Source organism: Pseudomonas syringae pv. cilantro, from assembly GCF_001293775.1.
In the GTDB taxonomy this organism is placed as follows: Bacteria; Pseudomonadota; Gammaproteobacteria; order Pseudomonadales; family Pseudomonadaceae; genus Aquipseudomonas; species Aquipseudomonas syringae_P.
On the sequence record NZ_LGLN01000037.1, the window covers coordinates 104,430 to 116,348 of the forward strand.

The following is an 11,919-nucleotide window of genomic DNA, read 5'->3' on the forward strand; positions in this document are numbered from 1 at the left end:
CACAAAAAATCTGACAGTCCCCGATTACCAAATCCGGCGGGGTGCTGGTTCACCGTAAAAACGACAATATCGACTGGAAGGTCACTGGTCTGCTGACCCTCGGCAGCGTTCCGGCCGTGCTCATGACGCTGTGGTTTCTGAGTTCGCTGCACACGGCACCTGATGCGCTGAACGCGATCATCAAACAGGCGCTGGGGTTTGTCCTGCTACTGACCGCACTGGCCATTCTGTTCAAGAAAAGGCTGCTGGCCTTCGCCCACGGCCGCGGCGACGGTCATTCCTTTTTCAGCGGCACCAGCCTGACGATACTGACCGTTATCACCGGCCTGATCCTCGGCACCATGGTCGCACTGACGTCCATCGGGGCGGGCGCGCTGGGCACCGTGGCGCTGTTCATTCTTTATCCGCTACTGCCCACCCGACGCCTGGTCGGCACAGAAATCGCGCATGCCGTCCCGCTGACGCTGGTCGCCGGTCTGGGCCACGCGAGCATGGGCAACATGAACTGGGAATTGCTGGGCTGGCTGTTGATGGGTTCGCTGCCGGGCATCTATCTGGGCAGTCACATGGCTGGCCGCGTGTCCGATGATCTGCTGCGCCCTTGTCTGGCAGTCATGCTGGGCATTATCGGCTTCAAACTGGCATTCTGATTCGCCCTCCCCACAGCCTGTCACATTTTTGCGTCAGGCTGCCCGCGTGCAAACTTTTTCAGCGCTCCGATGCAGGCTTCAGACGATAAGTCGCATTCATCGGGATTTGTAATTTTTTGTAGCCCAATGCGGATTTTCGGCGCAGGATTTCGTCGTCTGCTTTCGCGCCGATGACTCGGCACAGATTCAACCTTACTGACTGGAGGATGCCAACCATGCTTATCCGAATTGAAGAAGGTATGTACGGAGCTAACTGGGTTGTAAAACTGGATGACTATCCGGTGAGCTGCCGGAGCTGGCAGGAAGCCAGAGAATTTGCAGATCGCATGAAATCCCGGATCGATGCGCCCCATCCACTCCCTCACATGACGCAACATGTCGCTCCAGAGCGAAGCGCCAGGGCCATGGCCCGCTGAAGCTTTGAGACTCGCCTCTTGAATCGCGGATCAGCGCTGTCATACGGCTGATCCGTTTGCTGCTGGTCTTACCGATGCCGCGCGTGGGTACGCCGGGCACTCTGCAACCACTCCGTTGCACGCCTCTTTCAGCGCTTTTCAGAACTGTCCTGAATTTGAAACAGTTCTCGTTTCCATGACATCCGTTTCACATCCTCTTCACGTCAGGCTGGATAAATTGAACCCACTCCTTTGATGAATCCCATTTGGCCCACCCCGTTGTGGGCCATTTTTTTGCCTGCGAAAAAGTAATGGCCTGGCGAGCTCATTCAACCCGTGTGTCAGCACTCAAGCTGGCGACTGCTGACGTCGTCAGTACGCCACTGTTCAGTTCTGCCAGCCGGTCACTGCCTGTGCCACTGGCAACGTTATTGCTCCAGCTCGCCGTGACTGACGCCATCCAGCCCAACACAAATAATGCAACCGCCTGCAACGCCCACTTGGTGATGATCGACATGTGCTCTCTCCTTTTCGGGTCTGGATGGCGAGCATATAAACACCTCGTCATTGCAGAAGAATTGCAGAGTTTTTTATTTTTGCCAGTCGACGGCGCATCTTTCCATGCAGAGGGTCTGAGGATGGGGAAAATGGCGCTGAAAAAGAAATACCCCGCTGGCTGGCGGGGTATTTATCGAAGGCGGGGTCAGTACTTGGTGCTTTGCTGCTCAGGTTTGGCAGGGGTGTCCACATGACGCGGACCTGCAACGATAAGAGCGAGTACGCCAGCAATCGGCACGGCGACGACGACGATGATCCACATCAGCTTGTTGCTGGACTGTGTCTTGCTTTTGCGAATACGCATGACTGCCCAGATGTCCGAAATCACGATCAGGGCGGTCAGCGCTGCAAACAACCACAAATGATTTTCCGATATCCAACCCATTTGAAATCTCCTGCACCTTCAACGAAGGCGGCCAGACCAGCCGCCCTACAGTAGAAGAGGCCAGAGAGCGCACTAAAGTTCAGAGAATCTTTCGGATTGTGCTCAACACAGCGCGCAGCGGCACACCCTGTCAGGTAATCGGTGCCGGGTTGAACAGGGTGATGTCGTTGTGCAGACGGTAGTGTTCGGTCCAGGTTTTTTTCTTGCCGCTGGCCACGTCCAGATAGAAGTGGAACAGCTCCCAGCCCAGATCCTCGATGCTGGCGCGTCCGGTGGCGATGCGGCCGGCGTCGATATCGATCAGGTCGGGCCAGCGCTGGGCCAGTTCGGTGCGGGTCGAGACCTTGACCACCGGGGCCATCGCCAGACCATATGGAGTACCGCGCCCGGTGGTGAATACATGCAGGTTCATCCCGGCGGCCAGTTGCAGCGTGCCGCAGACAAAGTCACTGGCCGGCGTGGCGCAGAAGATCAGGCCTTTGCCGCTGACACGCTCGCCAGGGCCAAGCACGCCATTGATCGCGCTGCTGCCGGATTTGACGATCGACCCCAGGGATTTCTCGACAATGTTCGACAACCCGCCCTTCTTGTTGCCTGGCGTGGTGTTGGCGCTGCGATCCGCTTCGCCTTTGGCCAGATAGCGATCGTACCAGTCCATCTCGCGAACCAGCGCCTGAGCGACGTCCTGGTCCTGCGCACGGGAGGTCAGCAGGTAAATGGCATCACGCACTTCAGTCACTTCGGAAAACATCACCGTCGCGCCAGCGCGCAACAGCAGGTCCGAGGCATAGCCCAGCGCCGGGTTGGCGGTGATGCCGGAAAACGCATCACTGCCGCCGCATTGCATGCCAAGGATCAGCTCCGAGGCCGGAACGGTCTCGCGACGACGGAGATCCAGTTTCTTCAGGCGCGTCTCGGCCAGTTCCATGATCTGCTCGATCATTTCATTGAAGCCGTGGCTGGAGTCCTGAAGCCGGTACAACCAGGGATCGCTCAGGTCCACCGAGCTGTCGCCTTCGTGCATGACCTGCCCGGCCTGCAATTTCTCGCAGCCCAGGCTGATGACCAGCGCTTCGCCGCCCAGATTCGGGTTGCGCGCCAGATTGCGCACGGTGCGAATCGGGATGTAGGCATCGGTGGCAGTGATCGCCACACCACAGCCGTAGCTGTGGGTCAGCGCCACAACGTCGTCAACGTTCGGGTACTTGGGCAACAATTCGTCACGAATGCGTTTGACCGCATGGTCCAGCACGCCGGTCACGCACTGCACGGTAGTGGTAATGCCCAGAATATTCCGGGTGCCCACTGTACCGTCGGCATTGCGGTAGCCTTCGAAGGTATAGCCTTCAAGCGGCGCCTGTTTCTCCGGCACCGCGTCGGACATCGGCAAGCTGTCGAGCGCCGGCGCAGACGGCATGCGCAGTTGATCTTCCCTGACCCAACTGCCGCGCGGGATCGGTTGCAGCGCGTAGCCAATGGTATGGCCGTAACGAATGATCGCCTCGCCGACCGCCAGATCAACGGTGCTGACCTTGTGGCTCTGCGGCACGTTATCGACGGTCACCAGGCCGTTGTCGAACTCGGTCCCGGCCGGCACGCCCTGGTCGTTGACCACGACCACGACGTTATCCAGCGGATGCAGCCGGATGTAGCGTGGAGAATCGGCATGTTGAATCAGGTTCATCACGGTTTCCTCAGGATTTTGCTTCGGAAAGGTCGCTGACTGGATCGTTCAGCAATGGCCCCTTGGCAGGCGGCTCTTTCAATTCCACACGCTTGATTTCACCCACGATGAAAATGTAACTGATCACCGCCACCAGCGCGTTGGCGCCGACAAACACCAGTGCCCATTTGAACGAGCCGGTGCTGCTGATGATGTAGCCAATCACAATCGGGGTGGTGATCGATGCAACGTTACCGAAGGTGTTGAACAGGCCGCCACTCAAGCCGGCGATCTGCTTGGGCGAAACGTCGGACATCACCGCCCAGCCCAGTGCGCCCACGCCTTTACCGAAGAATGCCAGCGCCATGAAGCCGACGACCACCCATTCCACGTCCACATAGTTGCAAGTCACGATCGAGGTCGACAGCAGCAATCCACCGATGATCGGCGCCTTGCGGGCGAAGGTCAGCGAGTGCCCCTTGCGCAGCAGGTAGTCGGAAATGATTCCGCCCAGGACCCCGCCGATGAAGCCGCAGATGGCCGGCAACGACGCGATCATGCCCGCCTTGAGGATGGTCATGCCGCGCTCCTGAACCAGGTACACCGGGAACCAGGTCAGGAAGAAATAGGTAATGCCGTTGATGCAGTACTGGCTGAGGTAGATGCCCAGCATCATGCGGTTGGTCAACAACTGGCGAATGTAGTCCCACTTCGGCCCGCTGCTGGCTGCTTTTGGCGCGCCTTTGCCTTTGTCCTGATCCAGATCGACCAGTGCCCCATTGCTGGAGATGTGTTCGAACTCGGCCTCGTTGATCATCGGGTGATTGCGCGGACCGTAAATGACCTTCATCCAGATCATCGAGAACACGATCCCGACCGCGCCCATGACCACGAACACATGCTGCCAGCCGTAGGTGTAGACGATCCAGCCCATCAACGGAGCGAACAGCACGGTGGCGAAGTATTGCGCCGAGTTGAAGATCGCCGAAGCCGTACCGCGCTCGGCGGTCGGGAACCAGGCCGCCACGATGCGCGCGTTGCCCGGGAAGGAAGGCGCTTCGGCCAGCCCGACGAGAAAGCGCAGCATGAACAGCGCGACAATCGCAGTGGAAATGCCGAATTCACCGACGTAGCCTTGCAGCAGGGTGAACAGCGACCAGGTGAAGATGCTCATGGCATAGACTTTCTTCGACCCGAACCGGTCGAGCAGCCATCCACCAGGGATCTGACCGGCCACGTAGGCCCAGCCGAATGCAGAAAAGATATAGCCCAGCGTGACCGGCGTGATGCCGAGGTCTTTCTGGATGCTGGAACCCGCGATTGCGATGGTGGCACGGTCGGCATAGTTGATCGTGGTGACGAGAAACAGCATCAACAGAATCAAATAGCGGACGTGCGTCGGCTTGGACTTTTGCATGGTAAAGCTCCCACTGATTATTTTTTTACGCGGGTAAAGCTGTTTTTTGGGTGTAGCGTTACAGGCCCCTTGGCAGTGTCACGGCGATGACACCTGCCACCTGTAAGAATCATGCAGGGCAACGAAAAAACCGCTGATCGCTCAGCGGCTCTGGCGTTACAGCTGTTATTGCTTGCCTTGCTTGTCCATCAGAGCGGCGAGCATGTCGCACTCGTCCGGTGTCAGGTCGGTCAATGGCGCGCGAACCGGGCCTGCGTCGTAGCCGGCGATCTTCGCGCCAGCCTTGACGATGCTCACGGCATAACCGGCTTTGCGGTTGCGGATTTCCAGATAAGGCAGGAAGAAATCGTCGATGTACTTGCCAACGGCCTCGTGATCGTCGCGGGCAATGGCGTGGTAGAAGTCCATCGCCAGTTTCGGAACAAAGTTGAACACCGCCGACGAGTAGACCGACACGCCCAGCGCCTTATAAGCCGCAGCGTAGACTTCGGCGGTAGGCAGACCGCCCAGATAAGAGAAACGATCACCCAGACGGCGACGGATCGAAACCATCAGTTCGATATCACCCAGGCCATCCTTGTAGCCGATCAGGTTCGGGCAGCGCTCGGCCAGTTGCTCCAGCAGGGTTGGCGTCAGGCGGCAGACGTTGCGGTTGTAGACCACCACACCGATCTTGACCGATTTGCAAACCGCTTCAACGTGAGCGGCAACACCGTCCTGGCTGGCTTCGGTCAGGTAATGCGGCAGCAGCAACAGACCTTTGGCGCCCAGACGCTCGGCTTCCTGAGCGTATTCGATGGCCTGGCGGGTGGCACCGCCTACACCGGCGAGGATTGGCACGCTGGTGGCGCAAGTGTCGACGGCAGTCTTGATGATTTCGGAGTATTCGCTGGCCGCCAGGGAGAAGAACTCACCTGTACCGCCCGCAGCGAACAGAGCGCTTGCACCGTAAGGAGCCAGCCACTCGAGACGTTTGATATAGCCAGCGCGATGAAAATCGCCCTGTGCGTTGAAATCGGTAACCGGGAAGGACAGCAGACCGGAAGAGAGGATGGACTTCAGTTCTTGTGGATTCATTATTCGAACACCCTGGAGACATAATTGTTAGAAGATCACCGGGCCAGTGCCGATGTCGTAAGTCATCGTACAACTGATAATAAAATCACTCAACAGGGATTTTCGGGTTTTTTCAGAGGGAGCGGACGGGGGCAGGTTTTGACTTCTGCGATGCAGCGCAGATTTGTGACGCAGAGCGTCACGCAAGGCATTCCTACGCTGGAGCGTGCGGAACGATCTCGACTATCGTGCGACGCTACGCGTCGCATGCAGTTCTGGGCGCTCTGCGTCCGCTTTTGATCTTCAAGCCCGCTGCGATTCAGCCTCTTCATGCGCATGGCGCAGGCGTTCGCGACTGTTGGTCAGGTGCAGGCGCATGGCGGCGCGGGCGGCGTCGGAGTCCTGGCGGGCGATGGCGTCGAAGATTTCTTCGTGCTCACGGCTCAGGCGGTCCATGTAATGCTGCTGATCATCATGGGCCAGACGCGCAGAATTCAAGCGCGTGCGCGGAATGATACTGGTCCCCAGGTGAGTCATGATGTCCGTGAAATAGCGGTTACCGGTCGACAGCGCAATTTGCAGGTGAAACTGGAAATCCGAGGCCACCGCATCGGTCGCGTGGGCGGCGCTTTCATTGAGCGCGTCCAGTGCGGCGCGCATGGCTGCCAGTTGCTCATCGCTGCGACGTTGAGCGGCAAGCCCTGCCGACTCCACTTCCAGACTGATGCGCAGCTCCAGAATCGCCAGCACATCACGCAGGGTAACGATGGTCGCTGGATCGATGCGAAAGCCGCTAGGGCTCGGCGTGTCCAGAACGAAGGTGCCGATGCCGTGCCGGGTCTCGACCAGACCGGACGCTTGCAGACGCGAGATCGCCTCGCGCACCACCGTCCGGCTGACGCCCTGCTCTTCCATGATCGCGGATTCAGTGGGCAGTTTATCGCCGCGCTTGAGCTGGCCGCTGCGAATACGCTCGGACAGCTCGGTCACCAGCTCCTGCGCGAGGCTGCGGTGTTTTCTGCGGGCGCGAGGCAGAGCGCTTTGATTTTCCATCCAACATCGATCTCTGGACTGCTAAACAAGGGCTAATCATAGCTCAGCGGTTGTATGATCACACCCTCAAAAAGCGCCAACCTCCGGACAGGACCGACCTCAAACAGGTTCGGAAGTCGATTGTTCGATCAAGGTGCGCCCCTCAACGCGTATATGCCGGTCATGAAAACGCTTCAGGCTGCTGCGATGCCCGACACTGAGCAGGCCGATCCCGGGCAGGCCGTCGATGATCGCGCGATGCATCGCTGTCTCATCCTCTTCATCCATCGCCGAAGTCGCCTCATCCAGATACAGCCAGCGCGGCGCAATCAGCAGCGCACGGGCAAATGCTACGCGCTGCTGCTCACCGGGCGACAAAAAGCTTTGCCAATGATTGCTTTCATCCAGACGCGGCACCAGATGCTCAAGACGGCACTGCATCAGCACGTCGGCAAAACGCTCGGCCGGATAATGATCGGCAGGCTGTGGATAACTCATCGCTTCGCGCAGGGTGCCGATGGGCAGATAAGGCCGTTGCGGTAGAAACAGCGCGGGACCAGCCGGCAGTTGAATCATACCTGCGCCTTCTGTCCACAAGCCGCCCAGCGCCCTGAGCAAAGAGCTTTTGCCACTGCCCGACGGACCGCTGAGCATGACTCGCTCACCTGCGCCGATGCGCAGGTTGGCATCGTTCAGCAACTGTCGCCCCCCGCCGATACTCAGCCCAAGATCACTAAGAACCAGCGCATCCGCACCGGAAACCGTGTTGATGGCAGGCTGTTGCGCCTCGAGTTCGGTCATGGCCTGGCGGAAACTCAGCAGACGATCCGACGTGGCACGCCATGACGCCAACGTGCTGTAGGCGCTGATGAACCAGCTGAAGTTCTCCTGCACGTTGCCGAACGCCGAATTGATCTGCATCAGATCACCCAGCTCGATCTTGCCTGCGAAATAGCGGGGCGCGGCGACAATGAAAGGGAAAATCAGCGCGATCTGCGCATAACCGGACGTAAAGAAGGTCAGGCGCTTCTGGACTTTCATCGAGGTCCGGAAGTTATTCCAGATCATCGTGAAGCGCCCGCTCAAACGCTGATTTTCATTCTTTTCGCCCTCGGACAAAGCGATGCTTTCAGCGTTTTCCCGCACGCGCACCAAGGCAAAACGCAGGTCTGCCTCGTAGCGTTCCTGTTGATTGTTCAACGGGATCAGGCGCTTGCCGATCCAGTGCGTCAGCAAGCTGCCCACCAACGCATAGAGCATGGCCGCCCAGAACATGTAACCGTTGACGGTGATGCCAAACAGCTCAATGCTGCCCGATACGCCCCAGAGAATGACCGAAAACGAAACCAGACTGACCACGGCGCTCATCAACCCCAACCCGAGGCTGAGGGTGCTGGTGGTGAACTCATTGAGGTCTTCGGACAGGCGCTGGTCGGGGTTGTCGGTGTAACCGCCCTGCTCCAGATGGTAGTAATTCTTGTGCTCGAGCCAGCGGGCGAAGTGCTGCTCGGTCAGCCAGCGACGCCAGCGGATGGTCAGCATCTGGGTCAGGTACAGGCGGTAGACAGCGGCCAGGATAGCGATGGCGGCAATCCCGCTGAAGTACAGGATCAAGTGAGTGAACGCCGCCAGATCCTTGTTCTGCAGCGAATTGTAGAAGTCCCGATACCAGCTGTTGAACAGGACTGATATCTGCACACTGAACAGTGACAAGGCGATCACTGCGATCAGCAAAGCCCAGGCAGACTTCTTTTCCTCACTGCGCCAATACGGCGCTATCAGCTTCCAGACACGGGGGAAAAATGCCCCCTTTACCGTATCGTTGACGACCGAATATTCAGCATTGCGATTCATGTGGTTCAGGCTCGCTCTCTATGGAACTACGATGCCTGAGCACAATGAAGCAAAAAAACGCCTACGCGATCACTATGAAAAAACCTTCATCAGCGCCGAACGGGGCGCTTTTGCAATTTACGCTGCAGGGTTCGGCGGTGCATGCCCAGCGCCCGTGCCGTCGCTGAAATGTTGCCTTCGTGCTCGGCCAGCACGCGCTGGATGTGCTCCCACTGCAGGCGGTCAACCGACATCGGATTCTCGGGCACCAGCGTGTCGAGGTTGGCGTGCTCGGACAGCAGCGCAGCGAGTACGTCGTCGGCGTCGGCGGGCTTGCACAGGTAATTGCAGGCACCACGTTTGATGGCTTCGACCGCCGTGGCAATGCTCGAATAACCGGTGAGAATCACCACGCGCATGTCCGGGTCCATTTCCAGCAGTTTGGGCAGCAGCACCAGGCCGGAGTCGCCGTCCATTTTCAGGTCCAGCGCGGCGTATTCAGGAATGTCCTGCTGCGCCAGCAACAGCCCCTCTTCGGCCGACCCGGCCGTGCTGACGCGAAATCCGCGCCGACTCATGGCGCGGGCCATCACGCGGGTAAACGTTGCATCGTCATCGACCAGCAACAGATGCGGCAGCTCTTCGCCTTCGACCTGATTTTCATCACTCATGCTTCTTCTCCTCGCGCGTCACGGGGCAGGCGCAGCTCGGTGAGCGTACCGCCTTCTTCATGACTGTAGAGTTTTACCGAGCCACCCGCACGGGTGACACTGGCTTTGCTCAGAAACAGACCCAGGCCGAAACCTTTGCCCTTGGTAGTAAAGAACGGTTTGCCAATCTGCTCGGCAATCGCCAGCGGCACGCCAGCGCCGTGGTCGCGAATGCTGATGCAGACTTCTGCGCTGTCCCAGTCCAGATTGACTTCCAGCCCGTCGGGGCAGGCATCAGCGGCGTTGTTGAGCAGATTGAGCAGCGCCTGGGTCAAGTCCGGCGGCGGGGCCAGCATGGGCACCTCGCCTTTGCCCAGCTGAAAGAAGCGGTAACTCACTTCCGGGCGCATCAAATGCCAGCGATTGAGCGACTCGTCCAGCCAGCGGGTGGCGGGCTGTTGCTCCACGGCCATGCGCCGATTGGCTTCAGCAGCGCGCACCAGTTGCTGGAGGGTCTGTTTGCACTGCTTGACCTGCTCCTGCAACACCGCCAGGTCGTCCTGCAACGCGGGGTCGTTATGGTCCTGACGCATTTCCTTGAGCAGCACGCTCATGGTCGCCAACGGAGTGCCCAGCTCATGGGCAGCGCCTGCGGCCTGGGTCGCGACGGCGAGCAACTGTTGATCGCGCAGGCCCTCCTCGCGTCGCTCGGCCCGCAACTGTTCCTGACGACGCAGCTCTTCGGCCATCTTCGCCGCAAAAAAGGTGATAACCCCCGCCGCCAGCGCAAAGCTCAGCCACATGCCGTAGACCTGCATGTTTTCCCGCGCGATGGCGTCGGTTTCCAGTGGGTAGGAACGAACCATCAGCATGGTGTACATCGTCAGCGCGAAGCCGGACAGGATCAGCGAGTACCGCCAGGGCAGCGTGGCGGCGGCGATGGTCAAAGGCACCAGATAATAGGAAACGAACGGGTTGGCCGAGCCGCCCGAGTAGTACAGCAAGGCGCTGTGAATCAGCAGGTCGAGGGCCAGTTGCAGCGCGTACTCGAACTCGGTCAGCGGCAGGGAGGTGCGCAGGCGGATGACGGTCAGCCCGCACAGCACCAGCGAACAGCCCAGGGTGATCGACAGTTGCAGCCACGGCAACGGCAGAAAATCGAACAGCCACGCAATCCCGACCGAACCTGCCTGCGCGGCCAGCACCAGAATGCGGATGAATGTCAGGCGCCACAGGTTTTGCCGTGTGGCTGAAAGCATTTGAACGGGGGCGAGCATGAGCTCTCCTGATGAGTGCTCCAGGTGGACCGCGACGAGTATAACCAAGCGGGAGGCAAAACTGGAAAAGTGCGTCATCGCACCACACGTCAGAGCGTCTGGTCATCGCAGAAACCGGCGTATAAGGCTAAAGTCTTGAGGCTTTGCACCATCCGGCAATCGTTGGATGGACGTTTGATAACAAGGAGCTCCCATGTTCAATCTCCGCCCCGCTGCCGCGTTCGTCGCGCTGGCCGCTGCTCTGTCCAGCCTGCCGGCTCTGGCTGAGGAAGCCCGTTACAATCAGATTTCCCTGCGTGCCGAGGTCAATCAGGAAGTCCAGCGTGACCTGATGCTCGTAACGCTGTACACCGAAGCGCAGGACAGCGACCCGGCAAAACTGGCGGCGCAGATCACTGAAACCCTGAACAAAGCGCTGAGCCAGGCGCGTCAGGTCAAGGACGTGAAAATCCGTCAGGGCAGCCGCAACAGTTACCCGGTCTACGACGACAAGGGCCAGAAAATCACCGGCTGGCGCGAGCGTGCCGAACTGCGTCTGGAAAGCGCCGACTTCGCGGTCCTGTCAAAGCTCACCGGGGAGATGCTGACGGACCTGAAAATGGGCGGCATGGACTTCTCTATTTCGCCATCGACCCGCAAGACCAGCGAAGACGCTCTGCTCAAGGATGCCGTGACGGCGTTCAAGGCTCGCGCCCAGCTGGTCACCGAAGCGCTGGGCGGCACAGGCTACAAACTGGTCAACCTGAACCTCAATACCTCCGGCTACCCGCAGCCTTACCTGCGCGCGCCGGCCATGATGATGGCGAAATCCTTGCGTGACGAAGCGGCACCGACTCCGGATGTCGAAGCCGGCACCAGCCAGGTCAGCGTCGCGGCCGATGGCGTGATTGAAGTCGCGATGCCTTGATTCACCAGGCGGCAGTTTCGACTGCCGCCACTTTCCATTACCTGCGAACCACTTCCCCCCTCTCCTCTTGATCCCCCTCTGCGCCCCGGCAATCTC

10 protein-coding genes and 2 pseudogenes are annotated in these 11,919 nt (G+C 59.2%); 3 read left to right on the forward strand and 9 right to left on the reverse strand.

Annotated features, from left to right (window positions below; translation table 11 throughout):
* Positions 1-23: 23 nt before the first annotated feature.
* A pseudogene (locus ABJ99_RS11815) lies at positions 24-650 on the forward strand (sulfite exporter TauE/SafE family protein); the annotation flags it as partial.
* Between the two features lie 215 nt (positions 651-865).
* Positions 866-1,066 (forward strand): hypothetical protein, encoded by a 201-nt coding sequence (locus tag ABJ99_RS29115; RefSeq protein ID WP_057447147.1) that lies wholly within the window; start codon positions 866-868, stop codon positions 1,064-1,066.
* Positions 1,067-1,370: 304 nt separating this feature from the next.
* Here the strand turns inward: ABJ99_RS29115 and ABJ99_RS11820 are convergent, their stop codons facing one another.
* From ABJ99_RS11820 to ABJ99_RS11860, 9 genes and pseudogenes are all read right to left on the reverse strand, one after another.
* Positions 1,371-1,562, reverse strand: coding sequence for a hypothetical protein (locus tag ABJ99_RS11820; protein WP_054085996.1), 192 nt, complete (start codon positions 1,560-1,562; stop codon positions 1,371-1,373).
* 186 nt (positions 1,563-1,748) lie between these two features.
* Positions 1,749-1,988 (reverse strand): PLD nuclease N-terminal domain-containing protein, encoded by a 240-nt coding sequence (locus tag ABJ99_RS11825; protein ID WP_007249096.1) that lies wholly within the window; start codon positions 1,986-1,988, stop codon positions 1,749-1,751.
* Positions 1,989-2,118: 130 nt separating this feature from the next.
* Complete coding sequence (garD, locus tag ABJ99_RS11830) at positions 2,119-3,672, reverse strand: galactarate dehydratase (RefSeq protein WP_007249097.1); 1,554 nt, start codon at positions 3,670-3,672, stop codon at positions 2,119-2,121.
* A 10-nt stretch (positions 3,673-3,682) separates the two neighbouring features.
* Positions 3,683-5,068: an MFS transporter gene (locus tag ABJ99_RS11835; RefSeq protein ID WP_054085997.1), complete on the reverse strand. Its 1,386-nt coding sequence runs from the start codon at positions 5,066-5,068 to the stop codon at positions 3,683-3,685.
* A gap of 165 nt (positions 5,069-5,233) precedes the next feature.
* The gene (kdgD, locus tag ABJ99_RS11840; RefSeq protein ID WP_054085998.1) at positions 5,234-6,145 is read right to left on the reverse strand and encodes a 5-dehydro-4-deoxyglucarate dehydratase; all 912 of its coding nucleotides are present in this window, start codon (positions 6,143-6,145) and stop codon (positions 5,234-5,236) included.
* A 282-nt stretch (positions 6,146-6,427) separates the two neighbouring features.
* Positions 6,428-7,177, reverse strand: a complete 750-nt coding sequence (locus ABJ99_RS11845; RefSeq protein ID WP_007249099.1) for a FadR/GntR family transcriptional regulator — start codon at positions 7,175-7,177, stop codon at positions 6,428-6,430.
* Between the two features lie 330 nt (positions 7,178-7,507).
* A pseudogene (locus tag ABJ99_RS11850) lies at positions 7,508-9,010 on the reverse strand (ABC transporter ATP-binding protein/permease); the annotation flags it as partial.
* Positions 9,011-9,099: 89 nt separating this feature from the next.
* Entirely contained in the window at positions 9,100-9,660 is a 561-nt protein-coding gene (locus tag ABJ99_RS11855; RefSeq protein WP_007249101.1) for a response regulator transcription factor, read from the reverse strand.
* Positions 9,657-10,916: an ATP-binding protein gene (locus tag ABJ99_RS11860; protein ID WP_054086000.1), complete on the reverse strand. Its 1,260-nt coding sequence runs from the start codon at positions 10,914-10,916 to the stop codon at positions 9,657-9,659. The genes ABJ99_RS11855 and ABJ99_RS11860 overlap by 4 nt, the downstream gene beginning before the upstream one ends.
* 193 nt (positions 10,917-11,109) lie before the next feature.
* Between ABJ99_RS11860 and ABJ99_RS11865 the strand changes: the two genes are divergently transcribed.
* Positions 11,110-11,823 carry an SIMPL domain-containing protein gene (locus ABJ99_RS11865; RefSeq protein ID WP_054086001.1) on the forward strand — a complete coding sequence of 238 codons (714 nt, stop codon included), beginning with the start codon at positions 11,110-11,112 and terminating at the stop codon, positions 11,821-11,823.
* The last annotated feature ends 96 nt before the right edge of the window (positions 11,824-11,919 follow it).